This window comes from Klebsiella sp. 2-CIP_Kleb. (assembly GCF_050378715.1).
Classification (GTDB): domain Bacteria; phylum Pseudomonadota; class Gammaproteobacteria; order Enterobacterales; family Enterobacteriaceae; genus Klebsiella; species Klebsiella quasipneumoniae.
On sequence record NZ_JBNRLG010000003.1, the window covers coordinates 69,407 to 86,717 of the forward strand.

Below are 17,311 nucleotides of genomic sequence, written 5' to 3' on the forward strand. Positions count from 1 at the left end.
CAAAAAGCCTGGGGATAATAGCCATTGTCTCTGTGAGGGCACTTTAGGTCTTATTTAACGGGTTGAGCTTAATCTTAATGGTGCTGTGGGAGCGTGGGCGGTAATCGGCGGAAGCGGTGATATCAGGCGGTGGGTATAAGAGAGGCATAGGCTGCAGACTGGTGTGGGTAATATTCTGCGGCGAGTTAAGAATAAAGAGCAGGTAGGGGATAGACACGACGGTCCGGTGTCGCAGGCGGTGTTAAAGGCTCCGGTGGCAGAAGTCCGCGATCTGATATCCACCGGAGCAGGCTGACTTACCATTTTTCGTCGCGGGCTTCCTGACGACCTTCGCGGCGGTTTTCCCGCTTATCGTGACGGCAGCTGGCGTTGCTTTGATTATTATTTCTGACGCACTCTTGCTTGGTTTCACGGCCCTGCTCGCGGCTATCCTGGCGGATATCGCGAGCGTCCTGGCGCTGGTCGCTGCGCCAGGCCGCCTGCGCCGAAAGCGAGGGCGTCAGCAGCGCGACGCACACCAGGGCGAGTAAGCATCTTTTCATGGGGGTGGCCTTAGGTTTGATAAATACAATAAATTATTAGCATTAATCGATAGAATTATCATATATTTCAGCAGGGAATAGCACGAAATGCATCGCCGCTGGCAGCAAGTTTGTTTTTTATTAGACAAGTTTGTTGACGAATTCATTCTTAAATTAGCAATCCATAATACGATATTAGTATCATGATTTTCGTATCAGGTATAAACTGAAGGGATTAATTGTCTTGATATTTATCAAGTTAATTAAATGCACATATTGTCGGTGTTTTAATTGCGTGCAATATTCACCTCATGAGTTTTTTCTCATCTCACAAGCTAAGTGGATAAATAAATAAAAGGAACTATTTTATGAAGCGTTTAACTATTGCTGCAGCAGTACTGTCTACGGTATTTATGAGCGCCGGCGCTTTTGCGGAAACTGACCAGGGCGAGGTTATTATCACCGGGCGCGTTGTGGGTACAACATGTCAATTTCTTGACGGGAATAACTCTACGACCATTACGATGAACCAGGTGGGGCAGGAAAGTCTTGCCGGCCTGAGTGCCGGCGCCACCTATACCGGTATTAAAAACAGCACCACGGTGCCATTAAAATTAAAATGTACCGGTAAGCCGCCAAAAATAAGCCTGGCGCGTAACCAGTTTGATACGACTTACCCGAACATTACGAAAAATACCGTAACGGGCGGCGCATCCGGCGTCGGCTTTGTGGTGACGGCAAATAACGCCGAACTGAACGCCGACTCGCTGATCTCGCTCAATGGCGAACCCGATGAAAATGATGTTTATACCATTGATTTTTCAGCACAGTATGCGCTGGTGGCTCAGGGTTCTTCCGTCACCCAGGGCGATGTAGAGTCGACCGTTACGCTGACCGTGGTAACCGAGTGATGTGGTAACCCGGCGTAACGCAGAGCGTTCGCCGGGTCTCTGTTTACATGGAGTGAAAGAGATGAAAGGATTCATTCTGCTGCTACTGACATTTTTCATCATCCCTGCGCAGGCGGGTATTGTGATCTATGGAACGCGTGTTATTTATCCGGCCGCTAAAAATGAGGTGATGGTACAGTTAATGAATCGCGGCGATCGCGGCGCCCTGGTTCAGGCGTGGATCGACGACGGTAATACATCCATTGCTCCGGAGAACATTCGTGTTCCTTTTCTTATCTCCCCGCCGGTGGTGCGCGTCAGAGCCAATACCGGCCAGCAGCTTAAAATTAAAGCATTAGCCAATACGTTACCGCGAAACCAGGAGAGTTTATTTTATCTCAATGTCCTCGATATCCCACCCAATGCCAGCGTGAATGATAGTAAAAATGTGGTGAAGTTTGCAATACAAAACCGGATCAAGCTGTTTTATCGCCCGGAAGGTGTCACTGGCGTTACGCAGGCCAGTTTTCATCATTTAGTCCTGCAGCAAAAAGGCAAAAACTTGTTCCTACAAAATAACAGTGCTAACTGGATCACTATTCCCGAAATTAAAACAAATAACGTTAAGGGAAACAGTAAAGCCATTATGCTGGCACCATTTTCTCAGCAAATTATCACCCTCGGCGGCAGTGTCGCCAGACAGTACAAAATAACTCTTATTGATGATTACGGAAATTATATTAGTGATAGCATCAGCGTAAAATAAAAAGAGGTGGTTATGTTAAGGATGACATCACTTGCCCTGGCGATTATTGCATCATTATTTGCTGAAGCCCTGGCAGCAGAAGAGACCTTTGATACCAACTTTATGTTCGGAGGAATGAAAGGGGTCAAAGACAGTCACTATCAGTTTACAGATGACGCACTGGTTGCGGGCGAATATAACCTGGATGTATATGTCAATAATAAGTGGCGTGGGAAGTATGACCTGACGGTGAAGGAGCAGCCAGGGGAAAGCTGCCTGTCATTATCCCAGCTGCAGCAGCTCGGTATTAAGACCGAGGGACTGAACAAAAAGGCTCAGGCGCAATGCATCACGTTGCGCCAGGCGGTGCAGGGTGGAAAATACCATTTTGATATCTCCACCCTGACCCTCGAGCTCAGCGTTCCGCAGGCGTTTGTTGATGAACTGGAGGAGGGCTATGCTTCCCCGGAAAGCTGGGACCGCGGGGTAAACGCCTTCTACACGTCCTATTATGCCAGTCAGTATTACAGCGATTATAAAAGCGCCGGGAATAACAAAAGCAGCTTTGCCCGCTTTACCAGCGGCTTAAATCTATTGGGATGGCAACTGCACTCTGACGCCAGCTATAACAATAATGATTCTGGTTCGGGTGAATGGAAGAGTAACACGCTCTATCTGGAACGAGGCTTCGGCGAGATAGAAAGTACGTTTCGCGCCGGGGATATGTACACGTCAGGGGATATTTTCGACACCGTGCGTTTTCGCGGGGTGCGCTTATATCGCGACATGCAGATGTTGCCCAACTCCAGGCGCAACTTTACGCCGATAGTCCAGGGGATTGCGCAAAGCAATGCCCTGGTGACCATTGAGCAAAATGGTTTCGTCATTTATCAGAAAGAGGTGCCGCCCGGTCCCTTTGCGATTGCTGATTTACAGATGGCCGGCGGCGGGGCCGACCTTGACGTGAGCATCAAGGAAGCGGACGGGACGGTCACCCGCTATCTGGTGCCCTTTTCTTCTGTACCCAATATGCTGCAGGCTGGCGTCTCGAAATACGATCTTGCTGCCGGACGCAGCCATATTGAGGGGGCCGATCGGCAGGCTGATTTTATTCAGGGGACCTATCAGTATGGTGTGAATAATCTGCTCACGCTGTACGGCGGTTCGATGCTGTCCAATCACTATTCGGCTTTTACCCTCGGGACGGGCTGGAATACCTGGCTCGGCGCGATCTCTGTCGACGCCACTCAGTCGCATAGCGAACAGGATGATGGCACCTACGATGGTCAAAGCTATCAGGTGGCCTACAGTAAATTCCTGACCCCAACCCAGACCCGTTTTGGCCTGGCGGCCTACCGCTATTCGAGCCGGGATTTCCGCACCTTTAACGATCACGTGTGGGCGAAGAACAGAACTCATTATCACCGTGACGAAAACGATATCTATGATATTGCCGATTATTATCAATATGATTTCGGTAGAAAAAACTCGCTGTCGGTCAATTTAAGCCAGGCGCTGCCGGCGGGCTATGGCGCGATCTCCCTGAGCGCCCTGTGGCGCGACTACTGGGAAAAAAGCGGCAGTAATAAAGATTATCAGCTGGGGTACTCAAACACCTGGCAGCGGCTGACCTATACGCTATCGGCCAGCCAGACCTATGACGATTATCACCACCAGGATAAGCGGTTTAACCTGTATTTCTCTATTCCGTTCAGCTGGGGGGACGATCTGACCACGCCGCGCCGTCGGTTGAATCTGTCGAACTCCACCACCTTTGATAATAGTGGCTTTGCCTCCAATAACACCGGACTCAACGGCATTGCCGGCTCCCGCGATCAGTTCAGCTACGGGGTTAACCTCAGCCATCAGCAGCAAAATAATGAAACCGCCGCGGGGGCGAATCTCACCTGGAATGCGCCGCTGGCGACCCTGAGCGGCAGCTATAGCCAGTCGTCAAACTACACGCAGGCCAGCGGGAGTCTCTCCGGTGGCGTGGTGCTCTGGTCCGGGGGCATCAATCTGGCGAATCGATTATCAGATACCTTCGCGATTTTGCAGGCGCCGGGCCTGGAGGGGGCTCGGGTGAATGGGCAGAAATATCGCACCACTAACGGGAAAGGGATTGTGCTCTATGACAACCTCACGCCGTTCCGTGAAAACGCGCTGATGCTGGATGTGTCGGATTCCCACAGCACCACGGAGCTGAAAGGCAATCGGAAAATGGTGGCCCCGTATCGGGGGGCTGTGGTGGTCAGCCACTTTGATACCGACCAGCGTAAGCCGTGGTTGATTCATGCCCGACAAGCCACGGGCGAGCCGCTGCCGTTTGGTTATGAAATCGAGGATAACCTCGGGCACAACGTCGGGGTCGTGGGGCAGGGCAGCTTATTATATATCCGCACGGATACGATTCCGTCGACGCTGAAAGTGGCTGTCGATAAAGCAAAAAATCAGTACTGCACGATCACCTTTAAGCAAAACATTGATGAAGCGCAGACCTACGTCTGCCGGTAAAGGACTATGACGATGAAATGGCTACTGTTTCTGCTGTTCACCTTCAGCACTTTTGGCGCCTGGGCAGGGAATTGCGACCTGAACACCAGTTATATCCAGAAAGGGATCGAAGGTTACGGTATCTATATTTTCAAACCCGTGACCCTCTCCGGCACACTGGCGTTACGCGAGGGCACCTTTCCCAATGATGACTGGCTGTTTGTTTGTCAGTCATTAGAGAATGTCGTTATTACCCTGACGGGCGAAGCGCAGCACAGCACCGAGTATAATTTTCTGGTGGGTAATGAAAAATATAAAATTAAATTCGACCTGTCGCCGCATAATTTGTCTGGCAAAGATTTTACCACCAATGCCCACTATAAATTGTCGGATATTTTCACCGATACCGCCTCGATTGACTATGCCATCAGTCAGGGCGAGGTCGCGGGCAGGCCGGTGATCACTCCTGGACAGCCGTTTACGGTAAGTTATAAGCTTAATCTGAGGTACTGTCAGAACAAGGACAAAACGTGCACTGACATCCCCATCACCTATATTTACCATATTATTCTGCAGATCAACGTAATGACCTGTGGCTTTGATAACCCGACGACGGAAATTAATATGGGTGATTATAATTTCATTGATATTAAGCAGGGGACCGTAGATTACCGCCCGGAGATGATCTATATCGATTGCCGGCAGGGGGACTCCGGTATGCTGCAGCTGACGCCGGGCAAAATTGAGTACACCTTCCGGAGCGCATCGCTTCTGAAAAACGGCCTGGTGTTAGCTAACGATGAAGAGTCGTCCGCGACCGGGGCTGGTGAGGTTGGATTCCGTATTCAGGATGCCAACGGCGCGGATATCCAGTATGACAATGGCTACCTGTACGAAACGCCTCAGGCCGCTACCCAGGGGAAAAATCCCATCATTCTCAACATCAAGCCCATGAAATATGGTGAGAATATCCGTACCGGAACAATCAAGAGCCGGGTCATTATCGTGGTGAATAACAACTAATCCCGCTTTGCCGTCGGCGGCGCTCCAGGCTAATGTTATCCCGAACGGTCAGGGAAGGCGTACCGCTCACCCTGGCCGGGAGGGCCGGTACACCGCTCGCCGGAGGTGAGAGGGGCGTCCGGCGGTTTACGTCTTTACACCATGGCATATTGATGAATACTCCGTTTGCGCAGCGCGACTGGCGCCTGCTGGCCGTCGGGAGCGGCGGCCTTCTTCTGCTGGCCGCCGGCATCACCTTGCACAGCCACTGGAACGACTTCCTCCAGTGGTGCCTCGCCACGCAAATTACCTTGCATCGCTATCTGGTGATGTACCTTCTGCTGCTGAACAACCATCAGTACAGCGGCGGCGTCTGGCTGCTGGTGGGCGCTTTTCTCTACGGCGTGCTCCACGCTATCGGACCGGGCCACGGCAAGTTTATCGTCACCACTTACCTGAGCACCAATCAGGAGAGCCTGACCGCGGCGCGGGTGGTGCCTTTTCTCGGCAGCCTGCTGCAGGGCGTCAGCGCCATCCTGTTTGTCTTTATTCTCGCGGTGGGGCTGAATCTGGCCGCTGGCGATCTCAGCGCCAGCCGCTGGTACGTCGAGAAGATCAGCGCCCTGACCATCGCAGCCTTTGGGGTTTACGTTATCTGTCGTGCGCTGCAGAGCCTGCTGCCGGGTAAAAGGAGAATACGCGCCCTGAGGCCGGCGCATCAGCATGATGCCTCGTGCGGCTGCGGGCACCACGGCGTGGGACACGACCTGCAGGGCGCCGACTGGAAGACACGCCTGGGCGTGGTGCTGGCCATCGGCGCCCGGCCCTGCAGCGGAGCGATTATGATCCTGCTGTTCGCCAACGCGCTGGGGATCGTCAGCTGGGGCATCGCCGCGGTGATGACCATGGCGCTGGGCACCTCGCTGTCGATCCTTGGTCTGTCGCTGGCGGTGCACTATGCCCGTCACCGTACCGTCAACCGGCTGACGGCGACCAGCCGTCCGCGGCCCTGGCTGGTGCCGCTGGTGAAGATCCTCGGCGGGCTGGCGCTGATCCTCTTTGCCGCGACATTGTTTTTCACCGTGGTGCCGATCAGCGCTAACGGCGACTTTATCGCCGCCGGCTGTTAACGGCTCTCCAGCAGGCGCATCAATACCCGCAGCGCCTGATCCAGCTGCTGGCGCTCGCCATCGCTGAGCCCCGCCAGCAGCTGCCGTTCATTATCGACATGGGTCTCCACCGCTTCATCGATGCGTTCACGTCCGGCGGGCGTCAGGGCGACCAGCATACTGCGGGCGTCTTCCGGATTGGGCAGGCGGGTAATAAATCCGCGTTTCTCCAATGCCTTCAGGCGATGAGTCATGGTGCCGGAGGTGATCATCAGCGTGGAGAAGAGCTGGGTAGGCGAAAGAATAAACGGCGCCCCGGCGCGGCGCAGCGTCGCCAGCATGTCAAACTCCCAGCGCACCAGCTCATGGCGTGTAAAAGCCACTTCCACCTGCGGCTCCAGCAGCATGGCGCATCGTTTCAGACGGCCAATTGGCCCCATTGGGCTGCAGTCGAGGTCCGGCCGCTCGCGCTGCCACTGGGCGAGGATCCGATCAACGGCGTCGATCGGCGGTGATTTGTCCATAAGTGCTCACTTGTCTTGATATCAAGATAATTGCGTGTACATACTTGCGGCACCAATTTAACTTGAAGTGAAGATAAAATCATGGCTTTTCTCTCGCGTAGTCTGATGCTCGACCTGCTGCTCACGGCGCTGGCGCCCGCTATCTGGGGGACGACCTACATCGTCACCTCCCAGTTTCTTCCCCCCGACCGGCCGTTTATCGCCGCCCTTCTGAGGGTTTTGCCGGCAGGCATCGCCCTGCTGATCTGGAGCCGCCGCTTTCCACAGCGCGGCGAATGGCTAAAGCTTATCGTTACCGGCATCTTAAATATCGGCGCATTTCAGGCGCTGCTGTTTATCGCCGCCTATCGCTTACCCGGCGGTCTGGCGGCAGTGATTGGCGCGATCCAGCCGCTGCTGGTGATGATTCTCGCCTGGTGCGTAGACCGGCAGCGCTCGCCCTGGCTGGCGGTATTCTCAGCCCTCGCCGGCATACTCGGTATGGCCATGCTGCTGCTGTCGCCGCGCACCGTCCTCGACCCGCTGGGCATCGGCGCGGCGTTTCTCGGGGCGATCAGTATGGCGCTGGGCACCTGGCTCTCCCGCCGCTGGGCGCTCTCCCTGCCGATCGTCGCGTTAACCGGCTGGCAGCTGGCGATCGGCGGGGTGGTGCTGGCGCCCGTGGCGCTGATCGTTGATCCCCCTTTACAACAGGTGACAGCGCTGCAGGTGGCCGGCTATCTGTGGCTGTGCGTGGCGGGCGCGATGCTGGCCTATGGCCTGTGGTTCCGGGGGATTGGCCGCCTCTCGCCGGTGGCGGTATCGGCAATGAGCCTGCTGAGCCCGGTGACCGCCGTGGTGTTGGGGTGGATTTTCCTTGGCCAAAAGATCCAGGGGATGGCGTTGGTCGGGCTGATCGTGGTGCTGGCGAGCGTGTTGTCTATTCAGCGCGCGCTGGCGCGTCAGGCGGCGGGGGCAAAAACGAAAAAAGCCCCATAACGGGGCTCGACATTGCTGTGTGCGGGGTGGGCGGCGGGAGCCAGACCAGCCGCCCGCAGGCGGCCTGTCCGGCAGCTCCCTCTGCAACCATTCGCTTATTTAGAGAGCTCGGCGGTCATATGGACCTGGTTGCCGGTGTACGCTTCAGTGATGTGGTAGGAAGCGCCTTGTTCTTTCGCAATGGTCGCGATTTTCGCTTCTGCGCTGTCCAGGGTGTCTGCTGTTACGCTCACCGGATGAGCGAAGCTAGCGAAAGAGACCAGGGAGAGCATACCGGCAGCGGCGAGTAATTTTACGTTTTTCATGGTGTTTGTCCTTTTAACTTTTATGGTGGAAAGCGTGTTTGCTTTCGATGGGCTTATAATAAGTCTGCTAACTATAACGCGCGTGGCAAAAAGTGCGATTTAGATCACATTTTTATGGCGGTTTGATGACGGAGATATGAATGTTTCTCTATTTTTTAATTTAAAAACAATGGATTAGTGATTATTTTTTGATGGGAGTATCACGCGGACTGCCTGCGATCAGAATGTAGAAGGCGCCTCATTTACGCGGTTACCATTCATTGTATGAATTAGTTGGGCGGTTTTTAGCCGCCGTTGGGGCGGATTCGGACGATTCGCAATAGCCCTCTGGCGGCCATTTCGGCATGCTGAGACGGCCATTTCTCTCATGCCCTGGCGTTAGGCTTTCCGCGCTGTAAACATCCATCACCACGTTTTGATCTATCAATAAGCATTTATTAATAGTTATCGATTATCTGTTATATAACTTAATGAAACGTGAACAAATGTATATTTGTCGGCGAATAAATAGCATTCTTTGACGCCGATAGCACCAGCGAACTTATATTTTTAAGTTCGTTACCTGACGCCTTAAATATTGCGGCTCCCGGTCAGTCGAAGATTCTATTAGCAGTGGCATAAATCAGCATCGCCTGATGTTTCTGGTTCTATGCGAATTCACAGTGTGCTCATTGATTCGTAATTCACTCTGACAAGGAAATGGCAATGAAAAAGGTTCTTCTCTCTGCAGCAATGGCAACCGCGTTTTTTGGCATGACTGCTGCCCATGCAGCTGATACCAATGTTGGCGGCGGCCAGGTTAATTTCTTCGGTAAAGTTACCGATGTATCCTGTACTGTTTCTGTTAACGGCCAGGGCAGCGATGCGAACGTTTACCTGTCTCCGGTAACTCTGACTGAAGTTAAAGCGGCAGCAGCGGATACTTACCTGAAACCGAAATCTTTCACCATTGACGTCTCTAACTGCCAGGCTGCTGACGGCACCAAACAGGATGACGTAAGCAAACTGGGCGTAAACTGGACCGGCGGTAACCTGCTGGCTGGCGCTACCAGCAAACAACAGGGCTACCTGGCGAACACCGAAGCTTCCGGTGCTCAGAACATCCAGCTGGTACTGTCTACTGACAACGCTACCGCGCTGACCAACAAAATCATCCCGGGTGACAGCACTCAGCCGAAAGCGAAAGGCGACGCTTCCGCTGTCGCTGATGGCGCGCGTTTCACCTACTACGTAGGCTACGCCACCAGCGCGCCGACCACTGTGACCACTGGTGTGGTTAACAGCTACGCGACTTACGAAATTACTTACCAGTAATTCCGTCAGAAAATAAAACTGCCCCGCGATGGGGCAGTTAATAACAATAATAAAGCGGCGATGACCGCCGCTTGTATTTTTATTCTGAGGTCAGCATGAAGCGTATTGCCCTTTTTTTCTGTTTCATTTTTAGTTTTGCGGCCCACGCCAACAATATTATTGTTAACGGTACCCGCTTTATTTATCCAGGAAATGAAAAAGAAATAACGGTACAGCTTTCAAATAACGCCGACCGTCCGGCGCTGGCGCAGGCCTGGCTGGATAACGGCGATGCCGATGCCACACCGGATACCATTACCACCCCGTTTATTATCACCCCGCCGATTTCGCGCGTTGACGCCAAGAGCGGCCAGACGCTGCGTATTAAGCTCGGCAGCAGCGCCGGTCTGGCGAAAGATAAAGAGACGCTGTGGTGGCTGAATCTGTTGGAAATACCGCCGGTGGTGGCCAATCAGAAAAATGAAGGCCAGAACGTGCTGCAGCTGGCGATCCGTTCGCGCTTTAAATTTATTTATCGTCCTGCCGGACTGGGCAACCGCGATGCGGCGGCCGAGAAGCTGACCCTGACCGCCAGCGGCAGTAGTCTCGCCATCAACAACCCGACGCCGTTCTACATTACCGTCAGCCGTATTTCCCGCGACGGCGGTAAAGCCCTGAACAGCAAAACCGTGATGCTGGCGCCGCAGTCCAGCCAGACGGTGGCGCTTTCCTCAGCCGTCAACCGCGGCGAAACCCTGACCGTTAACAACATTAATGACTATGGCGCCGATGTCGCAGTGAAAGTGGCCGTTAAATAAGGGAAAAGCTAATGAAGCAGAGGTCATTCTGCCCGGGAAGATTAAGCACCGCGATCGCCATCGCGCTGTGCTGCTTTCCGCCATTTTCCAGCGGACAGGAAAACCCGGGAACGGTATATCAATTTAACGACGGCTTTATTGTCGGCAGTCGCGAAAAGGTCGACCTGTCACGCTTCTCGACCAGCGCGATTACCGAAGGCACTTACTCCCTTGACGTCTACACCAACGACGAATGGAAAGGGCGCTACGATCTGCGCATCGCGCGCGACAAAGACGGTAACCTTGGGGTCTGCTACACCAAAGCGATGCTGACGCAGTACGGCATCGCGGCGGAAAAGCTCAATCCGCAGCTGAGCGAACAGGAAGGCTACTGCGGTAGCCTCAAATCCTGGCGCAACGAAGACAACGTCAAAGACAACCTGGTCCAGTCCTCCCTGCGGTTGAACATTTCGGTGCCGCAGATCTATGAAGATCAACGCCTGAAAAACTATGTCAGCCCGGAGTTCTGGGACAAAGGCATTACCGCGCTTAATCTTGGCTGGATGGCCAACGCCTGGAACAGCCACACCTCTTCGGTCGGCGGGTCGGATAACAGCAGCGCCTACCTTGGCGTCAATGCCGGCCTGTCGTGGGACGGCTGGCTGCTGAAGCATATCGGTAACCTGAACTGGCAGCAGCAGCAGGGTAAAGCGCACTGGAACAGCAACCAGACCTATCTCCAGCGGCCGATCCCGCAGATCAACTCCATTGTCAGCGGTGGGCAGATCTTTACCAATGGTGAATTTTTCGACACCATCGGTCTGCGTGGGGTTAATCTTTCCACCGATGACAATATGTTCCCGGACGGCATGCGCTCCTATGCCCCGGAAATTCGCGGCGTGGCGCAGAGCAACGCCCTCGTCACCGTGCGCCAGGGCAGCAACATTATCTATCAGACCACCGTTCCGCCGGGGCCGTTTACCCTGCAGGATGTCTATCCATCCGGCTATGGCAGCGATCTTGAGGTTTCGGTAAAAGAGGCGGATGGCTCGGTGGAAGTGTTCAGCGTGCCTTACGCCTCCGTTGCTCAGCTGCTGCGTCCGGGCATGACCCGCTACGCGCTCTCCGCCGGTAAAGTGGACGACAGCGGGCTGCGCAATAAGCCGATGCTCTATCAGGCGACCTGGCAGCACGGGATCAATAACCTGCTGACCGGCTACACCGGGGTCACCGGCTTTGACGACTATCAGGCCTTCCTGGTGGGCACCGGGATGAACACCGGGATCGGCGCCCTCTCTTTTGACGTCACCCATTCTCGGCTGAAAAGCGATAGCCATGATGACTCGGGGCAGAGCTATCGCGCCACCTTTAACCGCATGTTCACCGATACCCAGACCAGCATCGTGCTGGCGGCGTATCGCTACTCGACGAAAGGTTATTACAACCTCAACGACGCGCTGTACGCCGTCGATCAGGAAAAAAACAGCCGCAGCAACTACACCCTCTGGCGGCAAAAAAACGGCATGACCTTCACGGTAAACCAGAACCTGCCTGACGGCTGGGGCGGGTTTTATCTCAGCGGTCGTATTTCCGATTACTGGAACCGCTCCGGGACCGAGAAGCAGTATCAGGTCAGCTATAACAATTCGTTTGGTCGTCTCTCCTGGTCGGCGAGCGCCCAGCGCGTCTATACCCCGGACAGCTCCGGCCATCGCCGCGACGATCGCATTTCACTCAACTTCAGCTACCCGCTGTGGTTTGGCGACAACCGCACCGCCAACCTGACGTCGAACACCTCGTTCAACAACTCGCGCTTTGCCAGCTCGCAGATTGGTATCAACGGTTCGCTGGACAGTGAAAACAACCTTAACTACGGCGTGTCGACCACCACCGCCACCGGCGGTCAGCATGATGTGGCGCTCAACGGCAGCTACCGTACGCCATGGACCACCCTCAACGGCAGCTACAGCCAGGGCGAAGGCTATCGTCAGAGCGGCATTGGCGCCAGCGGGACGATGATCGCCCACAGCGGCGGCGTGGTGCTCTCACCGGAAAGCGGCTCGACGATGGCGCTGATTGAAGCCAAAGACGCGGCCGGCGCTATGCTCCCGGGATCGCCGGGCACCCGCGTGGACAGCAATGGTTACGCCATCCTGCCGTATCTGCGCCCGTACCGAATTAACGCCGTCGAGATCGACCCGAAAGGCAGCCATGACGACGTGGCTTTCGATCGCACCGTGGCGCAGGTTGTGCCGTGGGAAGGCAGCGTGGTTAAGGTGGCGTTTGGCACCACGGTGCAGAACAACCTCACCTTGCAGGCGCGCCAGGCGAACCATGAGCCGCTGCCGTTTGCGGCGAGTATATTCTCCCCCGACGGCAAGGAGATCGGCGTCGTCGGTCAGGGCAGCATGATGTTTATCAGCGATGCGAACGCCAAACGCGCAATTGTGAAGTGGAGCGGCGGGCAGTGTTCGGTGGATCTGGGACAGCAAACAACAAAGGATAGCGTATGTCGCTGAGGAAATTACTGACGCTTTTTATCGTCTTGATGGCGCTGGGCACCACCTCGTCCTGGGCCGTCTGTACGCGCCTTTCTTCGCCAACGGTGATGCTGGACATGGTGGTGGGCAGGGTGGTGGTGCCCCCGGATCTGCCGGTGGGTTCGGTGATCCTCACCCGCGACTGGACGATGAGCGCCCCCGGCGGGGCGAGCTATCGCTGTACCTCCGGCACCAACCGCTTCGCGGCGAAGATCGTGTCGCCAGGGGCCACGGACCTGGGGAATAAAATTTATTCCACCAACGTGCCGGGAATTGGTATGCGTTTCAGCCGCGGTGGCGCGACGGTGAATATCGTCTATCCCGACGTCTATTCGTCCCGAGTGTATAACACCACCAACTATTCCCTTGAAGGATCACGTTTTACGCTGGAGATTATCAAAACTGCGGCAACCACCGGCAGCGGTACCCTCGCGGCGGGAAAATACACCTCCTACGACTGGGAGAGCGGCGGCAACCCGATCCTCGAAACCTATCTGAGCGCCAACGCGATCACCGTGGTCTCGCCCTCCTGTTCGGTATTGAGTGGGAAAAATATGAATGTTGATGTGGGCGCCATCAGACGTACTGACCTGAAAGGGGTTGGCACCACCGCGGGCGGGAAGGATTTTAATATTGAGCTGCAGTGCAGCGGCGGCCTGAGTGAAACGGGATATGCCAACATCAGCACCTCTTTCTCCGGCACCCTGGCTACCAGCACCACCGCCACCATGGGCGCCTTGCTGAATGAAAAGGCCGGCAGCGGGATGGCGAAAGGCGTCGGCATCCAGGTGCTGAAGGATGGATCCCCGCTGCAGTTTAATAAGAAATATACCGTTGGCCGCTTGAATAATCAGGAGACCCGCTACATCACCATACCGCTGCACGCGCGCTTTTATCAGTATGGCCCGACGACCAGCACCGGTGAGGTGGAGTCGCATATGATCTTTAACCTGACGTACGATTAATACGGGAGGGGGAATGAAGGGATTGCCGAAACATACTATCGCGTGGCTGCTGCTCTGCGGCAGCCTCGTCGTCCCCTCGGCGTGGGGTTTCGAGACTAATTACGACCGCGGACGGGTCGATTTTGCCGGGCGGGTGACGGATATCTCCTGCAGCGTCGCGCTCAATGGCGGCCAGCATGCCGGCAGCGGCAACGTCTGGCTGGCGCCGGTCAGCCTGGCGGAAGTGCACGATCGCGGGGCCGGCGCGTTTATGAAGCCGCAGCCTTTTACCCTGGCGCTGTCAAACTGCCAGCTACGTCATGACGGCGGCGCCGCTTCGCAGGACGAGGTGCGGCGGGTCAGCGTTCGCTGGATCGACGGTTTTTTACTGACGGCGGTCGGCAATGAGAACGCGGGCTATCTGGCTAATACCTTGCCAGACGGCGCGCAGAATATTTATCTGGCGCTGTCGACCAATGATAATAATACGCTGGATAAGAGTAATAAAATTGTCCCTGCGGATCCGCAGCAAAATCAGGTGCATTTACAGGAAAACGCGGTCAGCGGCGGCCTGTTCACCTATTATGTGGGCTACGTTTCGCCGACCCCGAAAAGCGCCACCAGCGGGCCAATTACCAGCTGGGCAACGTGGGAATTAGTTTATAATTAAGCGGGACGAAAAAGCCGGGCAAGCCCGGCTTTTTTATATGCCAATATCGTCGGCAACCAGTTGCTCAATGCTGACTTCCTGCCAGTAATGCCCCTGAATAGCAAACCACTCCATACCCTGCAGCCATTTTTTATGGGCTTCGCTTTCCACGCCTTCAATAATCACGTTGTGATGATTGCGGGATAAAAAGGTGACCAGCGCATCCATCAGCTGACGGCCGGACTCTTTGCGCATCAGATGCCAGAAAAAATCTTTATCAATTTTGACATAGTCAAAATGATAACCGCTGATGGCGTTAATCCCCGCGTAGCCAGAGCCGAAGTCATCGAGCCACAGCGAGGTATCCTGCGGGCTTTGCCAGGCGGCCAGGGAATTATTCAGAAGTTTCTCGGCGTTTTCGGTCACTTCAAAATGGACGCAGGTCAGGGCGGCGATTTTCTCTTTTATTTCCTTCTGGCGCAGCAGAGTCAGGATATGGTCATCAACGTTAATGGTAGCGGAAATATGGTTACGTAAAAACCATGCTTTATGCTGTTCAATCAACCCCAGTTGCTCGAGAAAAATACGTTCACGAACTGCCGCGGTGGCATGGCGGAAAAAATATTCTGGCGAAACGGGAAGATTATCGAAGCGGCTTAAGCATTCAACCGCGACTAAGGTACCTTGTGGGGAAAACATTTTCTGAAAGACGTAGCGTACAGCGATATCATTACGAGATAAAATGTTGTCTTCGAATATTTTAGTGTTCATTATCCCTCTTCACGAGGTTAGTCAGACAATAAGCAGAGGATAGGTTAATTATAGGCTACCTGATGATTAATGGGAATGGCAGGAAATGTAAATCAACAACGAATAAGTACGCTTTATCCGCTATTGATTTACCTCTGCGTAATTTAGCATTGATGGAGAGCGGCAATACGCTGGTTCATCGTGCGGGAATTATCAATGCCCAGCTTTTGCATGATATGGATTCGATGGCTGTGGACCGTTTTATGGGCAATGCCGAGCAGGGCGGCAATCCGCTTATTATTATTGTTGGCAATCAGCAGCTCGAGGATCTGGCACTCCCGCGGCGACAGTTGTTTGCGCAATCGTCGCGGCGGTTGTTCGCTGGCGCCCTTCGCCCGCTGGATAATAGAAGCAAACATAGATAGCGGCGATTTTTCACTAATAATCATGGCATTATCGACGGTTATTAACTCTCTGCACAGTCCGGCAATGTCGCTTTTTATCATCAGCACCGGCTGCTGGCAGCGTTGCAGGGAAAGGCGGAGCGCATTCAATAGATCAACGATTCTGATGGCAGAAATATCCTTATTGATTAAATTGAAAATAACCGTTTGGGCCTCAGGCAGCTGTTTCCCATGGATGACTTCGTCATAGCCAAAACGGGTGGCGTTTTCATGACTATCAATAAGGTAGTGATAGATTGAGTGACCAATGAGATTATCATTGGTGTACAGCAATATACTTTCCAAGGGTATCAGATTCTCTTTTTTCGCTTGGCTTCTAAGATCAGGTCCAGCAGAATTTTCTCTATTCTGCGCTGGTCGTCGAGATGGCGGAACTTAAACTGGCAGGATATCTGATAGTAGCTTTCGCTCTCTTCATTAGGGTCATCAAGGGTGATAATAATGACATTCTTTACCACCAGGTCGATGGTGATCTCGCCATATTCCGCCAGCATCAGTACGGCGTTTTTCAGCAATGCGTTATGACTGAGGAATTTCAGATTCGGCGTTTTGGTCATCAGTGCGCAACCGCCGTCTGAAATGTCCTTGATGTCGAAAAGATAGTTTTCGCCATTTTTATGGCGACCGCGGCAATAAAAATCATGCTCGTGGCGTAAACGAAAGCGGGGATCGCGGCGACGCTGCACCACCTGCAGGCATTCAGGCAAGGAAAAGGCGTAGCGGATACCTTTATCGACACCGCTATTGTCATGTTTTGTCAGGGCCGCATTAAACTCTATTTTCCCTGAATCGCTATGCAGGAGAAAGCGAATTTTATGCCCGGGCGGGATTTTGCGATGGGTCTGAATATGGAACTCGGCAAAGTCCACGCGCGTCAGTTGGGTTATGATACTGGTGTTGTTAAAAAATATTTCAATTTCAGTACGTTTGCGCAACTCCTCTCTGAAAATAGCAATAATTTCATACTTACTGGTCTTTATCGTTCCCTCTGTCATGTGCATCCCTTGTAAATAGTTGTCGTGAGGCGTTTGATTTTTCTTATAGCAATAGCAACATTCTGATTGGGTTAATCAGATGTTTTTATGAGCGTTTGATGTTATTGACTATCTTTGCAGCCAGATTGATATGTATAAACTTGGAATTCGATATTGTGTTTCCTGTAATCAAGCGTTTCAAATTTTGGTCATGACAAAAACGACAACGGCCTCCAAGCTGGAGACCGGTCGAAGGATAAAAAACTTAAGTTTAATTAACGGGGATAATGAGAGAACGATCGTCGATCACGCCCCATTTGTAGGATCTATAGT

General features: G+C 53.6%; 17 protein-coding genes. 11 read left to right on the forward strand and 6 right to left on the reverse strand.

All coding sequences use genetic code 11. From position 1 onward, the window contains the following. Positions 1–296 precede the first annotated feature (296 nt). On the reverse strand, positions 297–542 hold the full coding sequence (locus ACQUTP_RS13295; RefSeq protein WP_285756303.1) for a hypothetical protein: 246 nt from the start codon (positions 540–542) through the stop codon (positions 297–299). Positions 543–889: 347 nt separating this feature from the next. Here ACQUTP_RS13295 and yehD point away from each other — a divergent pair, with 347 nt between their 5' ends. From yehD to ACQUTP_RS13320, 5 genes are all read left to right on the forward strand, one after another. After that, positions 890–1,432 carry a fimbrial protein YehD gene (gene yehD / locus ACQUTP_RS13300; protein ID WP_285756304.1) on the forward strand — a complete coding sequence of 181 codons (543 nt, stop codon included), beginning with the start codon at positions 890–892 and terminating at the stop codon, positions 1,430–1,432. Between the two features lie 61 nt (positions 1,433–1,493). Continuing rightward, a complete protein-coding gene (locus tag ACQUTP_RS13305; protein WP_049004091.1) occupies positions 1,494–2,177 on the forward strand; it encodes a fimbria/pilus periplasmic chaperone in 684 nt (227 codons plus the stop codon). Between the two features lie 12 nt (positions 2,178–2,189). Beyond that, a complete protein-coding gene (locus tag ACQUTP_RS13310; protein WP_222690053.1) occupies positions 2,190–4,670 on the forward strand; it encodes a fimbrial biogenesis outer membrane usher protein in 2,481 nt (826 codons plus the stop codon). 12 nt (positions 4,671–4,682) lie between these two features. After that, entirely contained in the window at positions 4,683–5,672 is a 990-nt protein-coding gene (locus ACQUTP_RS13315; RefSeq protein ID WP_222690052.1) for a fimbrial protein, read from the forward strand. A gap of 152 nt (positions 5,673–5,824) precedes the next feature. Continuing rightward, on the forward strand, positions 5,825–6,781 hold the full coding sequence (locus ACQUTP_RS13320) for a nickel/cobalt transporter (protein WP_285756308.1): 957 nt from the start codon (positions 5,825–5,827) through the stop codon (positions 6,779–6,781). On the opposite strand, the gene ACQUTP_RS13325 is transcribed toward ACQUTP_RS13320, so the two are convergent. Continuing rightward, positions 6,778–7,284: a MarR family winged helix-turn-helix transcriptional regulator gene (locus tag ACQUTP_RS13325; protein WP_004205381.1), complete on the reverse strand. Its 507-nt coding sequence runs from the start codon at positions 7,282–7,284 to the stop codon at positions 6,778–6,780. The two genes, ACQUTP_RS13320 and ACQUTP_RS13325, sit on opposite strands and share 4 nt — an antisense overlap. An 81-nt stretch (positions 7,285–7,365) precedes the next feature. Here ACQUTP_RS13325 and ACQUTP_RS13330 point away from each other — a divergent pair, with 81 nt between their 5' ends. Further along, the gene (locus ACQUTP_RS13330; protein ID WP_049004094.1) at positions 7,366–8,262 is read left to right on the forward strand and encodes an EamA family transporter; all 897 of its coding nucleotides are present in this window, start codon (positions 7,366–7,368) and stop codon (positions 8,260–8,262) included. Between the two features lie 95 nt (positions 8,263–8,357). On the opposite strand, the gene ACQUTP_RS13335 is transcribed toward ACQUTP_RS13330, so the two are convergent. After that, positions 8,358–8,567: a DUF1471 domain-containing protein gene (locus tag ACQUTP_RS13335; protein WP_002916131.1), complete on the reverse strand. Its 210-nt coding sequence runs from the start codon at positions 8,565–8,567 to the stop codon at positions 8,358–8,360. 705 nt (positions 8,568–9,272) lie between these two features. Between ACQUTP_RS13335 and mrkA the strand changes: the two genes are divergently transcribed. From mrkA to mrkF, 5 genes are all read left to right on the forward strand, one after another. Then, positions 9,273–9,881: a type 3 fimbria major subunit MrkA gene (mrkA, locus tag ACQUTP_RS13340; protein ID WP_000756959.1), complete on the forward strand. Its 609-nt coding sequence runs from the start codon at positions 9,273–9,275 to the stop codon at positions 9,879–9,881. Positions 9,882–9,976: 95 nt separating this feature from the next. Then, complete coding sequence (gene mrkB / locus ACQUTP_RS13345; protein WP_000820818.1) at positions 9,977–10,678, forward strand: type 3 fimbria chaperone MrkB; 702 nt, start codon at positions 9,977–9,979, stop codon at positions 10,676–10,678. Positions 10,679–10,689: 11 nt separating this feature from the next. Next, positions 10,690–13,176, forward strand: a complete 2,487-nt coding sequence (gene mrkC, locus ACQUTP_RS13350) for a type 3 fimbria usher protein MrkC (RefSeq protein ID WP_004205384.1) — start codon at positions 10,690–10,692, stop codon at positions 13,174–13,176. Further along, the gene (gene mrkD, locus ACQUTP_RS13355) at positions 13,167–14,162 is read left to right on the forward strand and encodes a type 3 fimbria adhesin subunit MrkD (protein ID WP_004205385.1); all 996 of its coding nucleotides are present in this window, start codon (positions 13,167–13,169) and stop codon (positions 14,160–14,162) included. The genes mrkC and mrkD overlap by 10 nt, the downstream gene beginning before the upstream one ends. A 13-nt stretch (positions 14,163–14,175) precedes the next feature. Further along, a complete protein-coding gene (gene mrkF / locus ACQUTP_RS13360) occupies positions 14,176–14,811 on the forward strand; it encodes a type 3 fimbria minor subunit MrkF (RefSeq protein WP_130944967.1) in 636 nt (211 codons plus the stop codon). Between the two features lie 33 nt (positions 14,812–14,844). Here mrkF and mrkJ read toward each other — a convergent pair whose 3' ends face one another. The 3 genes from mrkJ to mrkH form a co-directional block, all read right to left on the reverse strand. Next, on the reverse strand, positions 14,845–15,561 hold the full coding sequence (mrkJ, locus tag ACQUTP_RS13365) for a cyclic-di-GMP phosphodiesterase MrkJ (RefSeq protein WP_004205387.1): 717 nt from the start codon (positions 15,559–15,561) through the stop codon (positions 14,845–14,847). 143 nt (positions 15,562–15,704) lie between these two features. After that, complete coding sequence (gene mrkI, locus ACQUTP_RS13370) at positions 15,705–16,289, reverse strand: transcriptional regulator MrkI (RefSeq protein WP_025999151.1); 585 nt, start codon at positions 16,287–16,289, stop codon at positions 15,705–15,707. A gap of 5 nt (positions 16,290–16,294) precedes the next feature. Beyond that, positions 16,295–16,999, reverse strand: coding sequence for a transcriptional activator MrkH (gene mrkH, locus ACQUTP_RS13375; RefSeq protein WP_004205390.1), 705 nt, complete (start codon positions 16,997–16,999; stop codon positions 16,295–16,297). Between the last annotated feature and the right edge of the window lie 312 nt (positions 17,000–17,311).

Excerpts from the sequence above, each read along its gene's own strand:
- mrkH (WP_004205390.1), bottom strand. The coding sequence starts at position 16,999 with ATGACAGAGGGAACGATAAAGACCAGTAAGTATGAAATTATTGCTATT.
- mrkF (WP_130944967.1), top strand. The coding sequence starts at position 14,176 with ATGAAGGGATTGCCGAAACATACTATCGCGTGGCTGCTGCTCTGCGGC.
- mrkD (WP_004205385.1), top strand. The coding sequence starts at position 13,167 with ATGTCGCTGAGGAAATTACTGACGCTTTTTATCGTCTTGATGGCGCTG.
- ACQUTP_RS13330 (WP_049004094.1), top strand. The coding sequence starts at position 7,366 with ATGGCTTTTCTCTCGCGTAGTCTGATGCTCGACCTGCTGCTCACGGCG.
- yehD (WP_285756304.1), top strand. The coding sequence starts at position 890 with ATGAAGCGTTTAACTATTGCTGCAGCAGTACTGTCTACGGTATTTATG.
- mrkC (WP_004205384.1), top strand. The coding sequence starts at position 10,690 with ATGAAGCAGAGGTCATTCTGCCCGGGAAGATTAAGCACCGCGATCGCC.
- ACQUTP_RS13305 (WP_049004091.1), top strand. The coding sequence starts at position 1,494 with ATGAAAGGATTCATTCTGCTGCTACTGACATTTTTCATCATCCCTGCG.
- ACQUTP_RS13310 (WP_222690053.1), top strand. The coding sequence starts at position 2,190 with ATGTTAAGGATGACATCACTTGCCCTGGCGATTATTGCATCATTATTT.
- ACQUTP_RS13325 (WP_004205381.1), bottom strand. The coding sequence starts at position 7,284 with ATGGACAAATCACCGCCGATCGACGCCGTTGATCGGATCCTCGCCCAG.
- ACQUTP_RS13320 (WP_285756308.1), top strand. The coding sequence starts at position 5,825 with ATGAATACTCCGTTTGCGCAGCGCGACTGGCGCCTGCTGGCCGTCGGG.
- ACQUTP_RS13315 (WP_222690052.1), top strand. The coding sequence starts at position 4,683 with ATGAAATGGCTACTGTTTCTGCTGTTCACCTTCAGCACTTTTGGCGCC.
- mrkB (WP_000820818.1), top strand. The coding sequence starts at position 9,977 with ATGAAGCGTATTGCCCTTTTTTTCTGTTTCATTTTTAGTTTTGCGGCC.
- ACQUTP_RS13295 (WP_285756303.1), bottom strand. The coding sequence starts at position 542 with ATGAAAAGATGCTTACTCGCCCTGGTGTGCGTCGCGCTGCTGACGCCC.
- ACQUTP_RS13335 (WP_002916131.1), bottom strand. The coding sequence starts at position 8,567 with ATGAAAAACGTAAAATTACTCGCCGCTGCCGGTATGCTCTCCCTGGTC.
- mrkJ (WP_004205387.1), bottom strand. The coding sequence starts at position 15,561 with ATGAACACTAAAATATTCGAAGACAACATTTTATCTCGTAATGATATC.
- mrkA (WP_000756959.1), top strand. The coding sequence starts at position 9,273 with ATGAAAAAGGTTCTTCTCTCTGCAGCAATGGCAACCGCGTTTTTTGGC.